Origin of the sequence: Micromonospora kangleipakensis (assembly GCF_004217615.1) — a bacterium.
Lineage (GTDB): Bacteria > Actinomycetota > Actinomycetes > Mycobacteriales > Micromonosporaceae > Micromonospora > Micromonospora kangleipakensis.
Genome location: NZ_SHLD01000001.1, coordinates 1,380,155 through 1,401,862, shown reverse-complemented (window position 1 = coordinate 1,401,862; position 21,708 = coordinate 1,380,155). Strand labels below are relative to the sequence as shown.

Below are 21,708 nucleotides of genomic sequence, written 5' to 3'. Positions count from 1 at the left end.
GCTCCCCCGTCTAGCCGTTGCCGCCGCTGGCGGCATCGTTGAACGCCTGCTGCATCTCCTGCGCCGACATGGCGTTGGCGTGCTCCGCGTCCTCGTACTTCCGCTTGACCTCGCGCAGCGCCTCGGCGGCCGCCCAGAGCCCGTCCGAGAGGGTGCGCAGGCCCTGCTGGGTGGACGAGAAGAGGGCGTCATGGTTCCGGGTGAGCTCCTGGGCGTTCGGGAATCCGCCCAGCGCGCCGTGACCCGGCTCCGCCCACTCGTTCGGGGCGAGCTCGTCCTTGATCGTGGACATGTCGTAGGAGAGCCGGTGCACGTAGCTGGCGTGGGTCTCCAGCCAGGTCACGGCCGAGTCGAGGCTGCCGGCGTCCCACTCGGTCTCCACGCCCCGCTCGCCGTCGCCGGCGACCAGCTTGCTCGGCGTCTGCGCCTGGTTGACCCCGACCCGGTCGAAGTTGACGCCCCGCAGATCACCTACGAGCGGCATGCCCGGATTGAGCGGCATCGGGACGTCGAACCGCTGCTCGACCCGGTCCGGGTCCTCGCTGACGTTGTGGATGTTGTCCCAGCTCATACCTGTCCTCCCCCTGACGGTGCTCGTGGTGCCAGGCGTCAGCCCTGTTCAGGGCCGGTAGGTGGTGGAACCGGCCCGGTCGCCGGCGGGTACGGGTGCGGCGCCGTCGGCTGGCTCACCGGCCGGGGCTGGTACGGGCGCGGCGACACCGGCCCGGGTCCGGGCGGCGGACCGGAGCCCGCCGGCGGGTAGCCGGGTGGCTGACCCGGGCCGGGCGGCGGGGCGTACCCGGGCGGCGGGCCGAAGCCGGGCGGCCGGTAACCCGGCGGCGGGCCGAGCGGCGGGTGCGGGCCGGACGCCGCACGGCGCCGCACGCCGCGCCGGGTGAGCCAGACCAGCAGCACGACCAGGGCCGCCGCGACCAGCAGGCAGAACGCGGTCGCAACGGCCGGACCCGCGCCCTTGGCCAGCCCGAAGCTGACCATCGGCTCGTCGTCGCGGCCGTCCCGGCTGCTGCTGGCGGTCGGCTCCGGCGGCGCGGCCTCGAGCAGCGGGTTGGCGGAGACCGGGGGCACCGCCCGGGTCAGCGCCGCGAGCGGGTCGACGACGCCGAACCCGAATCGCGGGTCCCGCCCCGACGGCCCCTCGTCCCGCGCGGTCCGGATCAGGCGGTTGACCACGTTGGCCGCGTCGAGGTCCGGATAGCGCGACCGGACCAGGGCGGCCACCCCGGAGATGATGGCGGTGGAGAGGCTGGTGCCGTCGTTGACCACGTAGCCGTTGGGCGAGACCGTCGGCGGGGCCGGGGCGATGATCCGCTCCCCGGGCGCGGCCAGCACCAGCTCCGGGCCGGTCGCCGAACCGCTCCACAGGCCACCCGAGCGGCCGGTGCCGCCGGCCGCGACGACGCCCGGGATGCTGGCGGGCGCCTGCACCCCGACCATGCCCTGCTCGAGGTTGCCGGCCCCGGCCACCACGACCGCGTCCTTGCTCAGCGCGTACCGGACCGCCTCGGCGAGCTCGCGCTTGCGGGAGTCGTTCACCAGCGACACGTTGATGACGTCCGCGCCGTGGTCCGCCGCCCACCGGATGCCCGCGGCGATGTCGGCGTTGCGGTCGTCCGCGCCGAGGCCGACCGGGAGGATCTTCGCCTCCGGGGCGATCCCCAGCTCGTGCATCGCACCACCGCCGCGGCCCGCGATGACGCCGGCCATCCCCGTGCCGTGGCCCTTCTGCCCGTCCGGGTCGCTCCGGCCGTCGGCCGCCACGTCGGCGCTGAGCCCCTTGCCCGGCAGCACCTGGCCCTGCAGGTCGGGGTGGGCGGCGTAGACGCCGGAGTCGACGACCGCCACCACCACACCCCGACCCTTGGCGAGCTTGTGCGCCTGGGGGATCTTCAGCGGGTCGAGATACCACTGGAGACCGCGTACGGTGTCGGCGGCGCGGGCCGGGGCGGGCCCGACCAGCAGGCCGGCGCCGGCCGTGGCGACCAACGTCACCATCGCGGCGGCGGAACTCAGCAGTGCTCGGCGCTTCCCCGTACCCATGGCACTCCCAGGACCTCGGTCGACACGTGACGCACAACGGCTCCGGTCCGGTCGAGCCGGACCGGAGCCGCAGCGGCCGATTATCTCACTGCCAGACCTTGGCGTTGCTCATCTCGGTGGAGACGTAGTTCTCGCGCGCGATGCCCACGGCCGCGCCGATGTCGTTCAGGACCTTGTTGATGTCCCGCACGGCGGCGTCCCACTGGGCCTGGTGCTGCTCGTACGCGGCGCGGTCCTGACCATCCCACTCCAGCTTGGACAGCATCGAGCGCAGCGTGTCGAGCTTCTCGTCGATGGTCCGCGAGATGGCCTGCATCTGCTGGTTGCTGCTCTCGAGGACTGCGTAGTCAACCTTGATGCTCATGAGTTCCTCCTCTGCTCGCCTGCGCGGATCACGGGTTGAGAGCAGAGTGGAACTTGTCCAGCATCTGCTGCTGCTCTTCGTCGTTGACCTGGTGCGTCGTACCCGACTTGTCGAGCAGGTCGGCGATGCTGTCCATCGCCGTCAGCAGCTTGACGGTGTCCTCGTTCCAGCGATTCATGAGCTGCTGGAAGCCCGTGGACGCCTGACCCTTCCAGGCGATGGCCAGGTCGTCGACCACGTTCCAGAGCTTCTTCAGCTCGCCGTCGACCTCGCTGCGCGTGGACCGCACGTCACTCGCGGCGGTATGGAGAGTCGCAGCTTCGACCTCGAACGCCATGCTTCACACCCTTCCGTCATCTTCGTGGCGGCGGATCTGCCGCGCCCCACCCCGCGGCAAGGCAAACCAACCCCACCGACGGACATCCTCGCTGAGACGGTAACCCACGGCGGCAAGCGGTCGCAGCCCACCAAAGCGGCAAATGGCGCGAGTCCGCAGTGGAGTTCCCGACACCGGCCGGCTCCCAGCCGTCCACAAGGGAGATCGATGAGCCCGGATCAGGACGGCTCGACCCAGGCGGTCTGGATGAGCTGCTGACCGTCGCGCCGGCGCACCAGGGTGCCCCGGCCCGGCGGCTGCGGGCTCGGTCGCAGGGTGCCGAAGACGGCGCCCTCCTCCCGGTTGCCCGACATCAGCAGGCCCGGCGAGTCCAGCTCCCGCAGGCGCTGCAGCACCGGCTCGTAGAGCGCCCGGGCCACGCCGCCGACCCGGCGCGTAACGATCAGGTGCAGGCCGATGTCCCGGGCCTGCGGCAGCAGCTCGTGCAGCGCGCTGAGCGGGTTGCTGCCGCCGGAGGCGACCAGGTCGTAGTCGTCGACCAGGATGTAGAGGTCCGGCCCCTGCCACCAGCTCCGGTCGCGCAGCTGCGCGGTGGTCACGTCCGGTCCCGGCAGCCGGTTCTGCAGCGCGCTGCGGATCGACCCGAGCCCCTGGCTGAACACCTGGTTGGACGGCGCGTAGTCGAGCAGGTGGTCGCCCTCCACCGCGCCGAGCAGGCCGCGCCGGTAGTCGGCGATCACCAGCCGGGCCTGGGCCGGGGTGTACCGCTCGACGATGCCCCGGGCGATCAGCCGCAGTACGTTGGTCTTGCCGCACTCGGCGTCACCGAAGACGGTCAGGTGCGGCTCGTTCGCCAGGTCCAGGTGGACCGGGGCGAGCGCGGCCTCGTTGACCCCGATCGGCAGGCCCGGCGCCGACCGGTCGACAACCTTGGCCAGCTCGGCGACCGGCAGTTTGCGCGGCAGCAGCCGCACCTTCGGGGCCGGGCGGCCCGGCCAGTTCGCCGCCACGTGCCCGGCCAGGGCGACCGACGCCTCGGTCAGGTCGTCGACGTCCCGCTTGCCGTCGATCCGCGAGACGGCGGTCAGGAAATGCAGCTTGTCGCGGGTCAGGCCGCGACCGGGCGAGCCGATCGGGACGTTCTGCGCCGCGCGCCGGTCGATCTCCGACTCGGCCGCGTCGCCGAGCCGCAGCTCCAGCTTCGTGCCGAGCAGGTCCCGCATGTTGATCCGGATCTCCGCCCAGCGCACGGCCGTGATGACCACGTGCACGCCGAAACCCAGCCCCCGGTTGGCCAGGTTGGTGATGGTCTGCTCCAGCTCCTCGTACTCCTGGCGCAGCGTGTTCCAGCCGTCGACCACCAGGAACACGTCACCGAACGGGTCGTCGGAGAACTCGCCCGCCGCCCGTCGCCGCCGGTAGCTGGCCACCGAGTCGATGCCGTGCTGGGCGAACCGGGTCTCCCGGTCGTCGAGCACGGCGACCACCTCGGCCACCGTCCGGCGGACCGCCTCGGTGTCCCGCCGGCCGGCCACCCCGGACACGTGCGGCAGCCCCTCCAGGCTGCGCAGCGCCCCACCGCCGAAGTCGAGGCAGAAGAACTGCACCTCGCGCGGGGTGTGGGTGAGCGCCAGCGACGCGATCATCGACCGCAGCATGGTGCTCTTGCCGCTCAGCGAGGCGCCCACGACGACGACGTTGCCGCCCGCGCCGGCCAGCTCGACCAGCATCGGGTCGCGGCGCTGCTCGTACGGGCGGTCCACCACACCCACCGGCACCGTGAGCCGACCCCGGCCGGGCCAGTTCGCGGTGCACAGCCCGAAGGTCGGGTGCACGCTCAGCGGCGGCAGCAGCTCGCCCAGGCCCGGCGGCTCGGCCAGCGGCGGCAGCCAGACCTGGTGCGCCGGCCGGCCCTGACCCTTGAGTCGGTCGATCAGCACGTCCAGCATGGCGACCGCCTTGCCGTCCGCCGGCTGCTCCGGCTCCGGCGCCGCCTCCACCGCGGTCTGCGCGACCGGCACCGGCACGAAGTCCACCCCGTACGGCACGATGCGGCGCTGCACCTGCGCCCGGGTCGACCGCTGCACCTGCCCCGGCGCCCGGTACGGCCCGGAGACGTACGCCGCCCGGAACCGCAGCATGGTGCTGGTGTCGGTCTTCAGGTAGCCGTGGCCCGGGGCGCTGGGCAGCTCGTACGCGTCGGGCACACCCAGCACGATCCGGCTCTCCACGGCGGAGAAGGTGCGCAGACCGATCCGGTACGACAGGTGGGTGTCGAGCCCCCGTAGCTTCCCCTCCTCCAACCGCTGGCTGGCCAGCAGCAGGTGCACGCCGAGCGACCGGCCGAGCCGGCCGATCATCACGAAGAGGTCGATGAAGTCGGGCTTCGCGGCGAGCAGCTCGCTGAACTCGTCGCAGATGATGAGCAGGCTGGGCATCGGCTCCAGCTGCTCGCCGGCGGCCCGGGCCTGCTCGTAGTCGTACCGGGAGACGTAGTTGCCGGCGGCCCGCAGCACCTCCTGCCGGCGGTTCATCTCACCCGCCAGGGCGTCCCGCATCCGGTCGACCAGCGGCAGCTCGTCGGAGAGGTTGGTGATCACCGCGCTGGTGTGCGGCAACGCGTCCAGCGAGGCGAAGGTGGCGCCGCCCTTGAAGTCGACCAGGACGAAGTTGAGCTCCTCCGACGAGTGCGTCACCGCCAGCGCGGCGACCACCGTGCGCAGCAGCTCGCTCTTGCCGGAACCGGTCGCGCCGATGACCAGGCCGTGCGGGCCCATGCCCTCGTGCGCGGACTCCTTGAAATCCAGCTCCACCACGTTGCCGTCCGGCCCGACGCCGAGCGGGATCCGCAGCCGGTCCCGGTGGCTGCGCGGCCGCCAGCTCTGCCGCACGTCCACTGCGGCGGCGTCGCCGACGCCGAGCAGGTCCGGCAGCTCCGTGCTGCGGGCCAGCGGCTCCTCGGAGCTGGCCTGCTGCTGGGAGAGCCGGTAGGGGGCGATCAGCCGGGCCAGCCCCTCGGCCGCCGCCTCGCTCAACCGGTCCGGCCGGCCCAGCCGGGACGTCGAGGAGCCGCGGACCAGGTCCAGCCCGCTGCCGTCGCCGGCGTCGAGGCAGAGCAGCCAGCGGCCCGCGTCTCGCGGCACCGTCCCGGAGAAGTCGATGACGGTGGCGGCCAGCAGGCCCGGCCCCATCAGGTGGCAGGTCGGCGAGATCTCACCACCGTCGACCACCACCACGACGTGCGGGGCGGTGGTGAGCGGCTTCGCCTCCGGGGCGAACCGGGGCCGGCCGGCCAGCTCGTCGGCGAGAGCCGACTCGGCCTCGGCGAGGCTGGCGAAGACCAGCCGGCGGGCGCCCGCCGCGTCGGTACGCCCGTGGTGCTGGGCGTGCGGCAGCCACTTCACCCAGTCCCACACCGGCTGCCGATCGGGCGCGGCCACCACGGCGACGATCAGGTCGTCCGGGGCGTGGAAGGTGACCAGCTGGCCCAGCGCGGCCCGGGCCAGGTCGAGCACCGGCTCCCGGTCGCCTCGCAGCACGATCCGGCTGAACGCGCGCAGCGACAGCGCGGTGGGCAGGTCCGGCACCGTGGAGTGGGCGCGGACGAAGCGCCGCAGCGCGATCGCGCTCATCGGCTCCAGGTCCTCCACCGGCTTCGTCTCCGGCGGCACGATCTCCACCGCCAGCCGCTGCGGGCCGAGCGCGATCCGGGCCTCGCCGAAGTCGTCCTCGGTGATCCGCCGCTCCCAGAGCCGACGGGACGAGGCGATCGACCAGAGCGCGTCCGGCTCGGGGTGCCGCCAGGACATCGCCGCGCGCTGCTGCTCGGCGGCCCGCCGGGTGCGCTTGCGCATCTGGGCCAGGTAGCGCATGTAGTCCCGCCGCTCGGCGTTCAGCTCGGCCTTGTCGTTGCCGCCGTTGGACATCGTGCCGACGGCCATGCCCAACATGGACACCCCGAAGAGGCCGCCCGCGACGTACGTCATCATGCCGCCGCCGCGCCCGGCGTAGAGGAAGGCCATCGCGCCGACGCCGCAGATCATCGGCAGGATCATCAGCAGCTGGCCCATCCCGCGTGGCTGCGGCTCGGGCAGCTCGGGCGGGGACTCCAGCAGCACCTCGCCGCGCGGCAGCGCGGGCCCCGGTTGACGCGGAAGCCGGCGGAACACCACGGTGCTCACGGCTTTCTCCTCCCCAAGAGCCGCCCCGATGCGGTCCGCGACCGACCGGAGTCGTCGGGTGGGCATCCTATGCGCCCGCCATCGTAGGTAATCTCCCGTGGGCGTCGTGGACCCACTAGGGGGGCGACGCCAACGGCCGAGGTGGATCGTAGGCGAGCACGAGGAGGCCACAGTGGCGACGAAGACGGCGACCGGCGGGCTGAGCCGGATCACCATCGTGGCGCCGCGGACCAGGATGGATCTCGCCCTGCCGTCCGACGTGCCCCTGGCCGACCTGCTGCCCACCCTGCTCCGGTACGCCGGCGAGGACCTCGCCGACGAGGGGGTCCGGCACGGCGGGTGGAGCCTGTCCCGGCTCGGCGGGCAGCCGCTGGACGGTGGTCGTACCGCCGCGCAGCTCGGCGTCCGCGACGGCGAGGTGCTCTACTTCAGTCCGCGTGCCTCCGCCGCCCCGGAGATCGTCTTCGACGACGTGGTGGACGCGGTGGCCACCGCCACCAACCAGCGGCCCGGCACCTGGCAGGTCGGCACCACCCGGTCCTTCGCGGTGCTCTTCGCCGGGGCGGCCCTGTCGGCCGGCGCGCTGGCCGCGCTCTTCGCCGGCCCACCCCAGCTGCCCGGCGCGCTGGCCGCGCTGGTGGTCGCGGTCGCCCTGTTGGTGAGCGCCGCGGTGGTGTCCCGGGCGGGCGGTGACAGCCGGACCGGCGCGGTGCTGGCCGTGGGCGCCCTCGGCTACGCGGCGGTCGGCGGGCTGCTGGTCCTGGCCGGCGACCGGAAGCTGGCGGACCTGGCCGGCCCGCACCTGCTGCTGGCCGCGACCGCGGTGGTGCTCTTCGGGGCGATCGCGGCGCTGGCCGTCGGCGACCGGCTGCCGCTCTTCTTCGGCGCGACCGCGGTCGGCGCGGCCGTCGGTCTGGGCGCCGTGCTCTGCCTGGTCCTCGACATCGGCGCGGCGGCCGCCGCCGCGGTGGTCGCCACCGTCGCGTTCGCCGTCCTGCCGGCCCTGCCGATGATCGCCTACCGGCTGGCCCGGCTGCCGGTGCCGTCGATCCCCACCGGCCCGGAGGACCTGAAGACCGACGCGGAGAGCGTCGACGGCCGGCAGGTGCTGCGCGACAGCGAGCGCGCCGACCAGTTCCTCACCGGGCTGCTGTGGACCGTCGCGCTGCTCGTCCTCGGCGGGCAGGTCGTCCTCGCCGACAACGGCCGGCTGCCGGCGATGCTGCTCTGCCTCGTGCTGGCGCTGCTGTCGCTGCTGCGGGCGCGGCCGTTCATCGGCCGGGCCCAGCGCACGCCGGTGCTCTTCGCGGGCACCGCCGGCCTCGGGCTGGCCGCCGCGGCCACCTTCGGCGCCGGATCGCTGCCGGTCCGGCTGGGCCTGATCCTGGGTGGACTGCTGCTGGCCGCGGTGATCAGCCTGATCTACGGGTTGACCGTGGCCGGCAAGCGGATCTCGCCGGTGTGGGGACGCACCCTCGACATCGTCGAGGTGCTGCTGATCATCGCCCTGGTGCCGCTGGCGGCCTGGGTGTGCGGCCTCTACGGCTGGATCGTCAACCTTCGGCCGTGACCGTGCCCATCGCGGTGCCGACCGGCGCGGTGGCGTAGACGCCGGGACCGTGCTCGCCGTCCAGCGGGCGGGCAGGCACGCCGCAGCGCTTCGCCACGTCCCGGACGGCCTTCACCAGCGCCGCCGCGTGGCCGTCCATCGCCGCCACCCGCAGCAGCGGGGGCACCCGGCGCCCGCCGGGCAGCACCACCGCGGCCACCGTGTGCGACGGCGCGGAGGTCGCGGTCACCGCGTCGACCAGCACGCCGAGCGAGCCGTTCGGCCGTGGGCGCAGGGCCAGGCAGCGCTGGGTCCAGCCGCCACCGCGCAGGCTGGTCCAGCTCTCCGCGGGGGACTCCGGCGCCAGGTCCAGCCCGGCCGCGGAGACCACCGCCGCGTACAGCTCGTCCCGGCCGAGGACCCGGTGGCTGAGGCCGGCGGCGTTCAGCGCCTTGCCGAGCCGGCCGACCCCGGCCGCGACCGTACGGTGCACGCCGCGCATCCCCCCGCCCCGGCTGACCGTCTCGGCGCGGGCGTCGGAGACCGAGAGCCGCAGCGCCACCCAGACGGTCCGGTGCGCGGCCGGCGGCGCGCCCGGCGCCGGGTACCAGACCAGGGTGTGCGAGACGACCTGGGTCTGGGTGACCGGCCCGGTGAAGTCGGCGAGCACCGCGAGCGCCCGGTCCACCACCGCCGCCTCGACGGAACCGGCCGGCGCGCCGGCCCGCCCGGTCAGCGCGACCGCGGCGAACCAGCCCCGGTCGTCCTGGCCGATGCCGAGCCGGGTGTTCCGCTCGGTCAGCTCGACGACGGTCAGCTCCGGGGCGATCGCGGTCAGCCGGGGATCGCCGGCGGACACCGCCGCCCGCGACCGCTCCCGGCGACGCCGCAGCCGGCGGCGGAGCGTCAGGTCCTCGTACCACCAGCGGCCGCCGCGCCGGGCGAAGGCCGCGCCGACGGCCAGCACGGCGAGCCCGCCGACGAGACCGAGCAGCCAGCCGGGGCCGCCCGTGGCGAGCCAGACGGCGAGCGCGGCGCACTCCAGCACCACCAGCTGACCGACGACCACCGGCCCGAGCCGGCCGCGCCGCCGCCGGTCGACCGGGGTGACCGGTCGGTCCGCCGGCACGACGGGGACGGCGGCCGTACGACCGGGTGGCGCCTGGACCTGCGTCATCGGTGAGCGTCCCTTCTGGACATCCTGGGCATCCGCCGGGGCGGTGTGCCGCCGGAGGACGGGCGGTGGTCCCGGTGAACCGCCGACGGCCCCTTATCGTAGGGAAGCCCGCGGCGGAGTTCGGACCTGATCGTCGCGGACCCACCCCCGCCGGAGGTTAGTCATGCGGACCCGCCGCGACCAGGTGCAGGCCTACCGCTTCGTCACCCGCCGCATCGTCTCCGCGCTGCTCTCCGGCGACCCGGAGACCAACGACCTGCCGATGCGGCGGCTCGGCATGGCGGTCTTCGGCAGCGTGCTGGTGGCGGCCATCGTGCTCGGCGGCGCCGGCGCGTACGGCCAGCTCACCGGCAACGCCGCGCCGCTGGAGGCGAACACCCTGGTGATCGAGCGGGAGACCGGCGCCACCTACGTCTTTGCCGACGGGCTGCTGCACCCGACGCTCAACTACGCCTCCGCCCGGCTCATCCTCAACGAGGCGGACCCGCCGGCGCGGACCATGTCGCAGGCGTCCATCAAGGACCGGCCGCGGGGCCGCACCGTCGGCATCGTCGGCGCCCCGGACGACCTGCCGGACCGCAGGTCGCTGGTGGGTCTCCCCTGGTCGGTCTGCGACGTGCCCGACCCGGCGGACCCGCGGCGCTCCCGCACCCGGGTGGTGATCGACCACCCGCTGCCGGGTGGCACCCCGCTCACCGACCAGGCCGTGCTGGTCCGGACCGACGACGCCCGGTACCTGCTCACCGCTGGCTCGCAGCTGCGCATCACCGGCGACGAGCAGGCGCTGGTCGCGCTCAAGATGGCCGGCGCGGCCACCCTGACCGTCGGGCAGCAGCTGCTCAACGCGGTGCCGGCCGGGCCGCCGCTGCGCAGGCCGACCATCGACGGCGACGGACGCCCCAGCGGCCTCGCGGTGGCGGACCGTCCGGCGAAGATCGGCCAGGTGTTCCGGGCCGCCGGCCGGCACTACGTGCTCACCCGGCAGGGGCTCGCCTCGATCGGCGAGGTCACCGCGCTGCTGCTGCTCGGCGACGGCGGTCAGATCACCGACATCACCCCGGACCAGGCCGGTCAGCTCCTCACCGACCAGCGGCTGGAGGCCGAGGGCACGCCGCAGCGGCTGCCCGCCCTGCACGAGGTCCGCGCGGGCCAGACCGTGGTCTGCGCCAGCTACCGGGCCGGCGCCGCCGGTGGGCCGCCGACCACGACGCTGGAGGTCTTCGACCGCGCGCCGGCCGAGTTGACCGGGGACGCCGGGGTCGCCGTACGCCAGGGCGCCCGGGACGCGGTTCGCACCGCGGAGAGCGTGCTGCTGCCCGGCGGGAAGGGTGCCCTGGTCCAGGCCGGGGCCGGGTCGGGCGAGGGTGGCGCCGCCGCGGCCGGCTCGACCGTCTACCTGGTCAACAGCCAGGGCGTCCGCTACCCGCTGGGCACCCGCTCCGGGGACGCGCTGACCGCGCTCGGGTACGGCGGCGTGACCCCGCTGGCGGTGCCCGCGTCGCTGCTGGCGCTCATCCCGACCGGTCCGGCGTTGGAGCGGTCGGACGCGCTGGCCTACTACGAGCCGGCGGCCGACGGCTCGACGCCCGCCACGGTGGGGCCGGCGGCGGAGAGCCCGGATGCGACGCCGGCCCAGGGCGGCTGAGCAACCGCCCGTCCGATGTGGAGTCGACCTGCCATGGTCGACGGGTCGCCCCCGTTGGCCCCGGTCGACTAACCTGGGCGTGGGCAACGGTTATCGACGATGACGACGGGGATGCAGCCATGACCGGGCGCACAACAGTCGACGTACTGTCCTTGGAGGATTTCCACCAGCGGTTGGCGGGCCGGCTGACCGAGGTCGAGTCGGTGCTGCGGAAGCTCAACACCGAGCTGCAGTGCCGGCCGCCGGCGCTCGGCGCGTTCGCCCACGCCACCGAGAACGCCCGCCGGTACAACGACACCCACGCCAGCTACGTGGCGCAGGTCGAGCGGCTGCGCAAGGCGATCATCGCGGCTCGGTCGGCGACCAGCACGATCATGGCGAACTACCGGACCGCCGAGGCGCGCAACGCGGCGACCGCGGCCGACATCCTCGCCGCCCTCGCGGGCGTCGACGAGGCGCTGAAGCCGGCGGAGGGGGACCCCCGTGTCTGAGTACACCCAGCGCTACCAGCACGTCAGCCACCAGGAGCTGTACGACGGCGTCAAGTCCGGCGACCCCCGCCAGGTGGACGGCCTGAGCGCGCAGTGGAGTTCACTGAAGGACACCCTGGAGGGCCTCGGCCGGGACCTCACCGGTGACCTGGACGCGCTGGCCCGGTCCTGGACGGGCGACGCCTCCCGGGAGTTCCAGCGCCGGCTGGACCTGGTGGTCGGCTACTCGGGCGACCTCGCCCAGGGGATGACCGACGTCCGTCGGGCGCTCACCATGATGGCCGAGGAGCTGCGGACCGCCCAGGCGAAGGCGGAGAGCCCGGAAGCGACCGACGACAACGACAAGGCGCTCTCCGGCGCCGGCAAGGGCTTCCTCCTCGGCGGTGTCCCCGGCGCACTCGTCGGCGGGTTCATCGGCCACGAGCAGGACAAGGCCGAGCAGGAGAAGGCGCACCAGCGGATGGTGCAGGTGGTGGCCGCGCTGGCCGAGGGGTACGACTTCTCCGCGTACGGGCGGGTCGTCACCGCCCCGACGCCGGATCCGGACCTGCCGGGCCACACCGACCGGACGGGCGCGACGACGAGCGGTGGCCCGTCCGTGGGCACCCCGTCGGCCGCGCCGCACTCCGGCTCGTTCACCCGTACCACCGGCGCCACCGCGACCACCTCCGGCGTGCACCACACGGCACCGTCCAGCGGCTCCGCGGGCCAGGGCACGACGGGGCACGACGGTCCCACGGTGGGCGCCGGCGCGACGGGCCACCCTGGCGGGACCCCCGGGGTGGTGGACCCGGACGCCGGCACCTCGCTCGCCGGCGCCGCTCCGCTGCTCGGCGGCGGCCTGCTGGCCGGCGGCCTCGCCGGGGGCGGGACGGCCGGCGCGACCGCGACGACCTCGACCGGCGGGGCCGGTCTGCTCTTCGGGTTCCCCGCCGGCACGCCGGCCGGGGGCGTGGTCGGCACCGGTTCGCTGGCCGGGTCGGGGCAGGGCACGTCGACCTCCGCCCGGGCGGGTGGCGCCACGGCGGAGAGCCGGTCGGCGGCCGGCACCGGTCGACTGGCGTCGGGCCGGGCGGGCGCGGTCGACGGGGAGGGCCGCGGCGGCGCGGGCCGCGGCGCCACCGGGCGGTCCGCCCTGGCCGCGGGCCGCAACGGCGTGCTCGGCGGGCGCGGCGAGCCCGACACGGACGAGTCGGACGAGCGGCTGACCTGGCTGACCGAGGACGAGATGGTCTGGGGCGACGGTGGGGCGGCCCCGCCCCCGGTGCTCGGCACCAACTGATCCGACACTTGCCGCGGCGCGGCATCCCTCCTCCGTCCACAGCGCATGGTGGGGCGGGTCACGTCGACCCGGAAGATCGTCGAGCTGCATGAGGCGGACCTGACCGATAGGTTGAGGTGGTGCTGCTCGTAGCGTTCGCCCCGCCCCTCTGGGCCGCGACGCTGCGCACCCTCCGGGGACTGACCCGCCCGGCGGTGACGGCCCTGGTGCTCGTCGTCGGGCTCGGCGGCCCGGCCGCCGCCCCTGCCTCCGCCGAGGCTGTCCGGCCCACCGCAGAGCCCGGCCGGATCGCCGCGTTCCAGGTCCCCCCAGCTCCGATCACCGACTCCGCGGCCGCCGGCTCGGCGACCGCCGGCCGGAGCGCCGGGTCCACCGTCGAATGGGTCGCCGCCCCGAGCGGGGCCTCCGCCGTCGAGCGGGTCACCGGCACGCCGAGCGAACGCCCGGCCGGGGCCGTTTCCGCGCGGCCGGCCCGGTGCGCTCCCGCACCCTCGCCCGCCTCCGCGGCCGGCCCGGCCCGCGCCGACCCGGGCCGGGACGCCGTCGGCCGGCGCGGTCCGCCGCGCGACTGATCCGGCCCGGCCCTCGCCCCGAGGTCCGACGAACCCTCCCGCCGCCGGCCCTGCTGATTGCCCGCCGTCCCGATCGGGTACGGCCACGCGGACCGTTCCGCGCCGCCGTCGCTCCCCGCGGCGACCTCCGCCCGCCGGCCGGGCCACGACCGTCCGTTCCTAACGATCCACCACGAGGTGCTGGTGATGCAGACCGTCTTCTCCACCGTCCTGCCCGACGTCCCCCAGGCCGCCGGGATCTGGCTGACCCTGCTCGCCGTGGCGGCGATCGCCGTCGCCGCGCTGTTCGTGCACCCGGGTCGGTTCCGGTCGGTGCTCGGCGACCGGATCAGCGAGGCCGCGATGCCGAGCAGCTTCGAGCTGGCCGAGGAGTCCCGGGAACAGGCCCGCTACGCGCAGGAGATTGCGGTAGCCGCGGAACGCGCGGCGACCACCGCCGGGCGGCGCCGCGCCGAGTGGCTGGCCGCCCAGGAGGAGGCCGAGGAGGCCTGGCGGGCGTACGAGGCGGCGGAGGAGGACGTCCGACGGCTGGCGGCCGCCGCCGCGCTGCCGCTGCCGCGTACCCCCAGGACGCCCGCCGAGTACGCCGACCGGGAGCGCTGGCTGCACCGGGCGGCGCTCGACGCGCAGTGGCGGCAGGAGATCACGGTGCAGCAGCTCAGCGACATCCTGGGCCACCGCGGCTGGGACCCGAGCCGGCACCCGGTGGAGCAGGAGCTGCTGCTGCGCCGGCTGGTCCGGGAGAACCTGCTCACCCGGCAGCAGGCCGCCCGGGAGCGGGAGCAGGCCGCCTGGCAGGCCGCCGAGCTGGCCGCGGCCTCCGCCCGCAGCCTCCGCGACGAGGCGTACACGGCGACCGGCCGGGCACCCGCGGCGCAGTCGCTGCTCTCCACCGTGGACGTGGCCGGTGCGACCGGCACCCGGGAGACCGCGCCGGCGACCCGGGCGGCGACGGAGACGACCCGGGAGACCGCGGCCGTGGCCCGGGGTCGGGCGGCCGTGCCGGCGTACTGAGGCCGGGGGCCTGGCCGGGCCGCTCGCGGGGGTGGTCGGACTGGGTTAGCGTGACCGGGTGTCCCGCGAGACCTGGATCGTGGTCGTGCTCGCCGCCGTCGTCGCGCTGGCGATGCTGGTCGGGGCCGTGCTGCTCGCCGTCCGGTTGGTGCGCGCCCGCCGGCTGCTCGGCGCGCTCGGGGTGGGCGGCAAGGTCGCCTTCTACGGCGCGCTGATCTACACGATCTTTCCGGTGGACGTGCTCCCCGACCCGATCTACCTGGACGACATGGGTGTGCTGGCCGGTGCCCTGATCTATCTCACCCGGCTGGCCCACAAGCACCGAGCGGCGTCCCGGATGCCGCTGCCGGGCCCGGCCGAGCTGTCCGGACGATCGCCGGACCCCCGGGGCCGTTCTCGGCCCCGGCCCTGATCCCGGCCACGCCTGACCGGGGGCGTCCCCTGCTCCCAACGAAAGCAGGGGCACGGGTGACCCACGACACGGGCGTCGGCTGTGACCGGGTGGTCGGAGCCGACCGTGGACGTTCGGACGTACAGAACCGCGTGGCCCCCTGTGGGGTTCGCGATCAGAGCGCGCTCCGCCCGCGTGTCATGATCGGGGTCGGGACGGGAGACAGGGGGCAGGGATGCCGGGCGACCACCGGTTGGACCCGCGGGACGAACGGGTCGCCGCGTTCTTCCGGGAGCGGCACCTCGCCACGCTGACCACGCTGCGCGCGGACGGCACCCCGCACGTCGTACCGGTCGGGGTCACCTTCGACGCGGACGCCGGGCTGGCCCGCGTGATCACCTCCGGGGGCTCGGCCAAGGCCCGGCACGTGGCGACGGCCGGGCCGGACGGCACCCCGGTGGCGGTCTGCCAGGTCGACGGACGGTGGTGGCTGACCGTGGAGGGTCGGGCGGTGCTCCGCCGCGACGCGGAGTCCGTGGCCGAGGCCGAGCGCCGGTACGCCGAGCGGTACCGGCAGCCCCGTCCGAATCCGGCCCGGGTGGTCATCGAGATAGCGGTCACCCGCCTGCTGGGCAGCCTGCCCGCCACGCACGTCGCCGCTGGCTGACCCGCGCCGGGGATCCGGTCACGTCGCGGTCGCTACGGGCCTGACGACACAGGCGGACCGGGGTGGCCTGTCTGTCCGGGCCGTCCGTTTCAATGCCACCTGGGTCCGCTGCGAGGTCTGATCCGTTGTCGTCATCAGGTCGATAGGGCGCTGCCCAATCGGCGCTGGGAGTGACCGGTGGCGCACCCGCCCGGAATCGCGGTCGGTCCCGGGTCGTTACATCTGCGTACGACCGAGCAGGACGGCCGAGCAGGCGGAATGCCCTGGGACAGCCGCTCGTTGCACCGCCGGTGGGCGAGCGGGCTCCGCGCCCCGGCCCGCCGATCCCCTGGACAAGCCGAGGGCCACTCCCGGTGCTGCGTCTCCGTTCCCCGGAGGCGCCAATACCCGAATGGAGCTTCGACAATGAATTTCCGTAACAGCATGCTCTCCTTCGCCGGTCTGATCATGTGCGGTGGCGTGGTCGCCAGCCCCGCCATGGCCGGGCAGGCCGCCCCGGCGTCGGCCAAGCCGGCCAGCTCGGTGACCGTTGACAAGAGCAACGGCAAGAGCGAGCGCCGCGCCGGCTACGAGTACCAGGCGCAGCCGAACTTCTACTACTGCGGCCCGGCGTCGACCCGGATCGCGCTGTCGGCCGAGGGCAAGTCGGTCAGCCAGGACGAGCTGGCGCAGAAGCTCGGCACGACCGAGAACGGCACCGACTCGGCCTTCGACATCACCCGGGTGCTCAACGAGTACTCCGGCGGCAAGTACAAGACCACCGAGATCCGTGACGACGTGGCCACCAAGGAGCAGGTCGAGCGCCTGCGGGCCGACGTGAAGGCCGCGGTCGACCAGGGTCGCCCGGTGGTGGCCAACATCCTCGGCGGCGCGCTCGACGTCGACGGGGTGGAGCACAACTACCCCGGCCACTACCTGACCGCGGTGGAGTACAAGGACGACGGCAACACCGTGCTGATCGCCGACCCGGCCAACCCGGCCGAGCCGGAGTACTGGATGGACGTGACCGAGCTGGCCAACTGGATCGCGGGCCGCGGTTACAGCTCCTGATCCACGAGCACGATCGACGAAAGGGCCGGTCTCCCCGAGCGGGAGACCGGCCCTTCGTCGTGGGTGACCGACGTCATGACTGCGTGAGGGGCTGGGTAGCATGTGGACGTGCCGCGGCCGGTGGTCTTCGACCTCTTCCACACCCTGATCCACGGCGCGGACGACGAACGCGACCGGGTGGTCGGCGAGATGGCCGTGATGGTCGGCGTCGACCCGCCGGCGCTGGTCGCCGCGTACCACGCTTCCTGGCGCGATCGGCTGGTCCGCTGGGACGTGGCGGAGACCGTCCGGATCCTGGCCGGGCGGCTCGGCGGCACACCCTCGGACGAGGCGGTGGCCCGGGCTGCCGCGCACCGGCGCGCGCTGGCCCGGCGGGTGCTGGCCTCGGTGTCACCGGCCACGCTGGCCGCGCTCGACGCGCTGCGGGCCGCCGGCCACCCGCTCGCCCTGGTCAGCAACGCCACCTCGGAGACCGCCGAGGCGTGGCCGGGGAGCGCACTGGCCCGGCGACTGGACGCGGTGGTCTTCTCCTGCGAGGTCGGCGTGGCCAAGCCGGACCCGGCGAGCTACCTCGCCGCCGCCGACCGGCTGGGCGTCGCACCCGCCGACTGTGTCTACGTCGGCGACGGCGCCGACGGTGAGCTGGCCGGAGCGGCGGCGGTCGGCATGACCGTGCTGCGGACCACCGAGCACAACGACACCGACCCGGCCTGGGACGGCCCCGCACTCACCTCCCTGGCCGACCTGCCCGCCCTGCTGCGCGACTGAGGCTTCCTCCGCCGCAAGCGCCGCGCCTCCCGCCCCGCCAGTCGGGCGGGAGCGCCGCCGTCTCAGGGGCTAGGCGGGTACGGGTCCAGCGGCCGGTCGAAGAAGGTCTCCAGCACCACGATGGTTCGCGTACCGGTGACGCCGTCCACCTGGAACAGTCGGCGCAGGCTGGCCTGGGCTGGTGACCCTCACCCCTCCGGCGCGATCCGGCGGAAGCTCTCCACGTCGGACACCACGATCGCCTCCATCGGGCAGGACTCGGCCGCGTCCAGCACCGCGTCGGCCGGCGCGATCCGCTCGGCCAGCGGCCGGGACAGCCCGTCCACCAGCACGAAGTGGCCGGGTGCCGTGCCGGCGCAGATGCCCGAGCCGATGCAACGCGTCGGGTCGACGTGCAGCCGCCACTCCGCCCCGCCGTCCGCACCGCTCATCGGGCCCTCCCTCCGCTCGCGGCCGGCCCGTTCCGCGCGCTCACCAGGCCACCGTCATCGCGACCAGGCCCCGGACCAGCAGGCCGCTCTTCCAGGTCAGCTCCGAGTCCGGTACGGCCAGCCGGAGCCCCGGCGTCCGGGCGAGCAGCGTCTCCAGGACCACCTGGAGCTCCATCCTTGCCAGTTGCGCGCCGATGCAGTGGTGCACGCCGTGGCCGAAGCCGAGGTGCGGGTTGACCTGCCGGGTCAGGTCGAGCCGGTCGGCGTCGGGGAAGACGGCCTCGTCCCGGTTCGCCGACGGGATGGAGACCACCACGGGCTCGCCGGCGCGGACCAGCACCCCACCGAGTTCGACGTCCTCCAGGGCGTACCGGGGGAAGGCGGCGGTCGCGCCGAGCGGGATGAACCGCATCAGCTCCTCGACGGCGGTCGGCACCAGCTCCGGCCGGTCGCGCAGCGTGTCCCACGCGCCGGGGGTGGTCAGCAGGACGTACAGCATGTTCGGGATCTGGGTCACGGTGGTCTCGTGCCCGGCGGCGAGCAGCCCGGCGGCGAGGATGACCATCTCCTCCTCGGTGAGCCGGTCGGCGTTCTCGTCGCGGGCCCGGACCATCGCGCTGAGCAGGTCGTCGGCCGGTTCCACCCGCCGCCGCGCGACCAGCGCCGCCATGTAGGCGAGCAGGTTGTCGAGGTAGTGCTGGGCCAGCCCCGGTTCCAGCGAGGTGGTCGAGACGATCGCCTCCGACCAGGTGTGGAACCGGTCCTGATCGGAGGCCGGCACGCCGAGCAGGTCGCAGATGACCCGGATCGGCAGCGGAGTGGCCAGGTGCGCGACCAGGTCGGCCGGCGGCCCGGCGGCGAGCATCCCGTCGACCAGCTCGTCGGCGACGGACCGGGTGCGGGGGCGCAGCTCCTCCACCCGGCGGGCGGTGAACGCCCGGGCCACCAGCCGGCGCAGCCGGGTGTGGTCCGGCGGGTCCATCGCCAGGATGCCGGTCTCCTGCTGCCGGGGGGTGTTGCGCGGCTCGTCCCGGCCGACCGAGGCGGCGCGGCTGAACCGGGGATCGCCGAGGACGGTACGGACGTCCGTGTGCCGGGTGGCCAGCCACGCCGGCTCGCCGTACGGGAGCTGGACCCGGGTGAGCGGCTGCTCGCGGCGCAGGCGCGCGTAGCGCGGGTCCAGGTCGAGTCGTTCGGGGGCGCTGAACGGGTAGCGCTGCGGGATGGTCGCCCGGGAGGTCTCGGTCACCGGCTGGCTCGCTCTCGTCCACGGCACCGCCGCGCGGTGCGGGTCGGCTCCGCACGACTCGACGCTGAGTCATGCCCCGACTGCGGATCGTAGCGAGATTCGTCGATCCAGACCAGGGGCCCGGCGCGGAATTCCATCCACCGGAGACGCCGCTCCCGGGCCACCGACGGTACGGCGGCCCGGGAGCGTACGAGGTCAGCGGCGGTCGGTGTCGCCCTGGCCGGTCCGCTGCTGCGCCATGTCGACGCCCTTGTCGGTCTGCTCGTCGTACTTGCCGCCGGTGCGCTGGTCGGCCATCTCCCCGGCCTTGTCCAGCCCCTGGTCGACCTGCTTGTCGTGCTGGTCGGCGAAGTCTTCAGCCTTGTCCACGAAGTCACTCATGCGCGGATCTCCCTTCCTCGCCCTCATGCCTTCCCTCGAGTCGGGGGCCCAAACGCGCGGATCTTGGTCCGGGGAGGGGCCGTAGGATCCGCTGCGAGTTCTGCCGAAAGGGGCCAGCGCACCTGGAACGCCGCTCACCGCGGACCTGCGGCGTACCATGTGGACGGTCCGCACCGACGACGGCGCCGGCGCGGTACGCGGCGTGGCCGCCGGCGGCCGGGCCCGGCCGGGGTGTCGGATCGGGGCCGGGCGGGTACCGAGCGGCCACGATCGAGGAGGTCCGACGTGGTCGAGGACGGTACCGGGCGGACGCCCGAGGTGACGGCCGGGCACACCCGCGCGGCGGGACCCCGGCAGGCCTGGGCCGGCCTGCCCTGGCCGGTCCGGACCGCGGTGACGTGGAGCGCCTGCCTGGTGGTGGTGATCGCCGGGTTGTGGCTGCTGGGGAAGATCGCGGTGCTGCTGGCGCCGCTGGCCATCGCGCTGGCCGGCACGCTCTTCCTCACCGCGCTGCTCGACCCGGTGCTGCTCCGGCTGCGTCGGCTCCGGGTGCCGGCGGCGCCCGCCGCCCTGCTCACCATCCTGCTGCTGCTCGGGATCCTGGTCGGGGTGGGCGTGCTGGTGTGGAACCTGACCGCGAGTCAGTTCGGTGAGCTGAGCCAGCAGCTCGACCAGGGCCTGGAACGCAGCCGCGACTTCGTCACCTCCAGCCTGCCTATCACCGACGCCCAGCTGGACCGGCTGATCCGGCAGACCCGGGAGGGGCTGAGCGGCAGCGCCCCGGACCCGGTCGGCGGGGCGCGCACCGCCGCCGAGGTGGCCGGGTCCGTGCTGCTGGCGCTGGTGCTGCTCTTCTTCCTGCTCAAGGACGGTCGGTCCATGTGGCGCTGGGTGCTGCGCCGGATGACCGGCCCGAACCGGGCGGTCACCGCGGAGGCCGGGCGGGTCGGCTGGCGGACGCTCGGCTCGTACAGCCGCGGTACGATGATCATCGCGGCGATCGACGCGACCGGCATCGGCCTGGCGCTGGTGCTGCTCGGGGTGCCGCTCGCCCTGCCGCTGGCGCTGATCACCTTCCTCGGCGGGTTCGTACCGATCATCGGCGCGACGGTCGCGGGCGCGGTGGCGGTGCTGGTCGCGCTCGCCGCGAACGGCCCGACCACCGCGCTGCTCACGCTGGCCGCGGTGATCGCCGTCCAGCAGATCGAGGGCAATCTGCTGGAACCGCTGATCATGAAGCGTCAGGTGCAGCTGCACCCGGCGGTGATCCTGGTCGTGGTCACGGCCGGCACCCTGATCGCCGGGATCGCGGGCGCGTTCGTCTCGGTCCCGATCGCGGCGGTGACCTGGCGGGTCATCGACACCGTGCAACGGCACCGGGCGCCGGCACCCGCCTGACCCTCACGCCGGGCGGGGCACGCGGGTCAGGTGCCCGGAGAACCAGGACGCCGCCTGGTCGGCGACCTGCTCCAGGGTGCCGGGCTCCTCGAAGAGATGGGTGGCACCCGGGACGATCCGCAGCTCGGCGACGTCGCCCAGCTGCGCCTTCGCCTGCTCGTTGAGGACGATCACCTGCTCGTCCAACCCCCCGACCAGCAGCAGCGTCGGCGCCCGGACGGCCGACAGGGACGCACCGGCCAGATCGGGGCGGCCACCCCGGGACACCACCGCCCGTACCCGGTCCGGACGTTCGGCCGCGGCGACCAGGGCGGCCGCGGCGCCGGTGCTGGCCCCGAAAAGCCCGACCGGCAGCGGGCGCAGCGTGGAATCGGTACCCATCCAGTCGACGATCTCGGCCAGCCGGTCGGCGAGCATCGGGATGTTGAACCGCAGCTCGGCGGTCTGCGCGTCGATCGCGTCCTCTTCCGGGGTGAGCAGGTCGACCAGCACGGTGGCGAGCGGCCGGTCGTTGAGCGTGTGGGCGACGGCGACGTTGCGCGGGCTGTGCCGGGAGCTGCCGCTGCCGTGCGCGAAGAGGACCACACCCTTCGGTTCGTCCGGAAAGATCACGTCGGCCGGCAGCCCACCGGCCGCCACCGGGATCGTCACTTCGCGCATCTCCATCTCCGACCTCCGCAACCGCCGGGCACGCGCCGGCTGC

Annotated in this window: 21 protein-coding genes and 1 pseudogene; 11 read left to right on the top strand and 11 right to left on the bottom strand. The window is 74.5% G+C overall.

The window, feature by feature from the left end:
• Positions 1 to 10: 10 nt before the first annotated feature.
• The 5 genes from EV384_RS06815 to eccCa form a co-directional block, all read right to left on the bottom strand.
• Positions 11 to 571, bottom strand: coding sequence for a hypothetical protein (locus tag EV384_RS06815; protein WP_130331151.1), 561 nt, complete (start codon positions 569 to 571; stop codon positions 11 to 13).
• 38 nt (positions 572 to 609) lie between these two features.
• Positions 610 to 2,058: a S8 family serine peptidase gene (locus EV384_RS36685; protein ID WP_130331149.1), complete on the bottom strand. Its 1,449-nt coding sequence runs from the start codon at positions 2,056 to 2,058 to the stop codon at positions 610 to 612.
• Positions 2,059 to 2,143: 85 nt separating this feature from the next.
• A complete protein-coding gene (locus EV384_RS06805; RefSeq protein ID WP_130331147.1) occupies positions 2,144 to 2,422 on the bottom strand; it encodes a WXG100 family type VII secretion target in 279 nt (92 codons plus the stop codon).
• Positions 2,423 to 2,450: 28 nt separating this feature from the next.
• Complete coding sequence (locus EV384_RS06800) at positions 2,451 to 2,759, bottom strand: WXG100 family type VII secretion target (RefSeq protein ID WP_109801118.1); 309 nt, start codon at positions 2,757 to 2,759, stop codon at positions 2,451 to 2,453.
• Positions 2,760 to 2,977: 218 nt separating this feature from the next.
• On the bottom strand, positions 2,978 to 6,940 hold the full coding sequence (gene eccCa, locus EV384_RS06795; protein ID WP_130331146.1) for a type VII secretion protein EccCa: 3,963 nt from the start codon (positions 6,938 to 6,940) through the stop codon (positions 2,978 to 2,980).
• Positions 6,941 to 7,112: 172 nt separating this feature from the next.
• On the opposite strand from eccCa, the gene eccD reads away from it, so the two are divergent.
• Complete coding sequence (gene eccD, locus EV384_RS06790; protein ID WP_130331144.1) at positions 7,113 to 8,510, top strand: type VII secretion integral membrane protein EccD; 1,398 nt, start codon at positions 7,113 to 7,115, stop codon at positions 8,508 to 8,510.
• Here the strand turns inward: eccD and EV384_RS06785 are convergent.
• A complete protein-coding gene (locus tag EV384_RS06785; protein WP_130331142.1) occupies positions 8,494 to 9,666 on the bottom strand; it encodes a type VII secretion protein EccE in 1,173 nt (390 codons plus the stop codon). The two genes, eccD and EV384_RS06785, sit on opposite strands and share 17 nt — an antisense overlap.
• A 163-nt stretch (positions 9,667 to 9,829) precedes the next feature.
• Here EV384_RS06785 and eccB point away from each other — a divergent pair, with 163 nt between their 5' ends.
• The 9 genes from eccB to EV384_RS06740 all read left to right on the top strand — a co-directional run bounded on the left by eccB (position 9,830) and on the right by EV384_RS06740 (position 17,546).
• The gene (gene eccB / locus EV384_RS06780) at positions 9,830 to 11,311 is read left to right on the top strand and encodes a type VII secretion protein EccB (protein ID WP_130331141.1); all 1,482 of its coding nucleotides are present in this window, start codon (positions 9,830 to 9,832) and stop codon (positions 11,309 to 11,311) included.
• A gap of 119 nt (positions 11,312 to 11,430) precedes the next feature.
• Positions 11,431 to 11,802 carry a hypothetical protein gene (locus tag EV384_RS06775; RefSeq protein ID WP_130331139.1) on the top strand — a complete coding sequence of 124 codons (372 nt, stop codon included), beginning with the start codon at positions 11,431 to 11,433 and terminating at the stop codon, positions 11,800 to 11,802.
• Entirely contained in the window at positions 11,795 to 13,084 is a 1,290-nt protein-coding gene (locus EV384_RS36680; protein ID WP_130331137.1) for a WXG100 family type VII secretion target, read from the top strand. Before EV384_RS06775 ends, EV384_RS36680 begins: the two co-directional genes overlap by 8 nt.
• 119 nt (positions 13,085 to 13,203) lie before the next feature.
• Positions 13,204 to 13,656, top strand: coding sequence for a hypothetical protein (locus tag EV384_RS06765; protein WP_130331135.1), 453 nt, complete (start codon positions 13,204 to 13,206; stop codon positions 13,654 to 13,656).
• A gap of 186 nt (positions 13,657 to 13,842) precedes the next feature.
• Positions 13,843 to 14,670 (top strand): hypothetical protein, encoded by an 828-nt coding sequence (locus tag EV384_RS06760; RefSeq protein ID WP_130331133.1) that lies wholly within the window; start codon positions 13,843 to 13,845, stop codon positions 14,668 to 14,670.
• A gap of 58 nt (positions 14,671 to 14,728) precedes the next feature.
• Positions 14,729 to 15,082, top strand: a complete 354-nt coding sequence (locus EV384_RS06755) for a YkvA family protein (RefSeq protein WP_130331131.1) — start codon at positions 14,729 to 14,731, stop codon at positions 15,080 to 15,082.
• 214 nt (positions 15,083 to 15,296) lie between these two features.
• Complete coding sequence (locus EV384_RS06750) at positions 15,297 to 15,728, top strand: pyridoxamine 5'-phosphate oxidase family protein (protein WP_130331129.1); 432 nt, start codon at positions 15,297 to 15,299, stop codon at positions 15,726 to 15,728.
• 405 nt (positions 15,729 to 16,133) lie between these two features.
• Positions 16,134 to 16,778 carry a C39 family peptidase gene (locus EV384_RS06745; protein ID WP_130331127.1) on the top strand — a complete coding sequence of 215 codons (645 nt, stop codon included), beginning with the start codon at positions 16,134 to 16,136 and terminating at the stop codon, positions 16,776 to 16,778.
• Positions 16,779 to 16,886: 108 nt separating this feature from the next.
• Positions 16,887 to 17,546, top strand: coding sequence for an HAD family hydrolase (locus tag EV384_RS06740; protein ID WP_130331125.1), 660 nt, complete (start codon positions 16,887 to 16,889; stop codon positions 17,544 to 17,546).
• Positions 17,547 to 17,608: 62 nt separating this feature from the next.
• Here EV384_RS06740 and EV384_RS06735 read toward each other — a convergent pair.
• The 4 genes and pseudogenes from EV384_RS06735 to EV384_RS06720 form a co-directional block, all read right to left on the bottom strand.
• A pseudogene (locus tag EV384_RS06735) lies at positions 17,609 to 17,722 on the bottom strand (Lrp/AsnC family transcriptional regulator); the annotation flags it as partial.
• Positions 17,723 to 17,734: 12 nt separating this feature from the next.
• Complete coding sequence (locus tag EV384_RS06730) at positions 17,735 to 17,977, bottom strand: ferredoxin (protein WP_130331123.1); 243 nt, start codon at positions 17,975 to 17,977, stop codon at positions 17,735 to 17,737.
• Positions 17,978 to 18,017: 40 nt separating this feature from the next.
• On the bottom strand, positions 18,018 to 19,226 hold the full coding sequence (locus tag EV384_RS06725; RefSeq protein ID WP_130331121.1) for a cytochrome P450: 1,209 nt from the start codon (positions 19,224 to 19,226) through the stop codon (positions 18,018 to 18,020).
• A gap of 195 nt (positions 19,227 to 19,421) precedes the next feature.
• Positions 19,422 to 19,607, bottom strand: coding sequence for an antitoxin (locus EV384_RS06720; protein WP_130331119.1), 186 nt, complete (start codon positions 19,605 to 19,607; stop codon positions 19,422 to 19,424).
• Between the two features lie 285 nt (positions 19,608 to 19,892).
• Here EV384_RS06720 and EV384_RS06715 point away from each other — a divergent pair, with 285 nt between their 5' ends.
• Positions 19,893 to 21,005: an AI-2E family transporter gene (locus EV384_RS06715; RefSeq protein ID WP_242623962.1), complete on the top strand. Its 1,113-nt coding sequence runs from the start codon at positions 19,893 to 19,895 to the stop codon at positions 21,003 to 21,005.
• Between the two features lie 3 nt (positions 21,006 to 21,008).
• On the opposite strand, the gene EV384_RS06710 is transcribed toward EV384_RS06715, so the two are convergent.
• A complete protein-coding gene (locus EV384_RS06710) occupies positions 21,009 to 21,671 on the bottom strand; it encodes a dienelactone hydrolase family protein (protein WP_130331117.1) in 663 nt (220 codons plus the stop codon).
• Positions 21,672 to 21,708: the final 37 nt, after the last annotated feature.

What these genes read in the sequence shown, in the direction of transcription:
- EV384_RS06815 (WP_130331151.1), bottom strand. Translation starts at nt 571, where the DNA reads ATGAGCTGGGACAACATCCACAACGTCAGCGAGGACCCGGACCGGGTC.
- EV384_RS06760 (WP_130331133.1), top strand. Translation starts at nt 13,843, where the DNA reads ATGCAGACCGTCTTCTCCACCGTCCTGCCCGACGTCCCCCAGGCCGCC.
- EV384_RS06720 (WP_130331119.1), bottom strand. Translation starts at nt 19,607, where the DNA reads ATGAGTGACTTCGTGGACAAGGCTGAAGACTTCGCCGACCAGCACGAC.
- eccB (WP_130331141.1), top strand. Translation starts at nt 9,830, where the DNA reads ATGCGGACCCGCCGCGACCAGGTGCAGGCCTACCGCTTCGTCACCCGC.
- EV384_RS06805 (WP_130331147.1), bottom strand. Translation starts at nt 2,422, where the DNA reads ATGAGCATCAAGGTTGACTACGCAGTCCTCGAGAGCAGCAACCAGCAG.
- EV384_RS36685 (WP_130331149.1), bottom strand. Translation starts at nt 2,058, where the DNA reads ATGGGTACGGGGAAGCGCCGAGCACTGCTGAGTTCCGCCGCCGCGATG.
- EV384_RS06785 (WP_130331142.1), bottom strand. Translation starts at nt 9,666, where the DNA reads ATGACGCAGGTCCAGGCGCCACCCGGTCGTACGGCCGCCGTCCCCGTC.
- EV384_RS06745 (WP_130331127.1), top strand. Translation starts at nt 16,134, where the DNA reads ATGAATTTCCGTAACAGCATGCTCTCCTTCGCCGGTCTGATCATGTGC.
- EV384_RS06730 (WP_130331123.1), bottom strand. Translation starts at nt 17,977, where the DNA reads ATGAGCGGTGCGGACGGCGGGGCGGAGTGGCGGCTGCACGTCGACCCG.
- EV384_RS06800 (WP_109801118.1), bottom strand. Translation starts at nt 2,759, where the DNA reads ATGGCGTTCGAGGTCGAAGCTGCGACTCTCCATACCGCCGCGAGTGAC.
- EV384_RS06710 (WP_130331117.1), bottom strand. Translation starts at nt 21,671, where the DNA reads ATGGAGATGCGCGAAGTGACGATCCCGGTGGCGGCCGGTGGGCTGCCG.
- EV384_RS06775 (WP_130331139.1), top strand. Translation starts at nt 11,431, where the DNA reads ATGACCGGGCGCACAACAGTCGACGTACTGTCCTTGGAGGATTTCCAC.
- EV384_RS06750 (WP_130331129.1), top strand. Translation starts at nt 15,297, where the DNA reads ATGCCGGGCGACCACCGGTTGGACCCGCGGGACGAACGGGTCGCCGCG.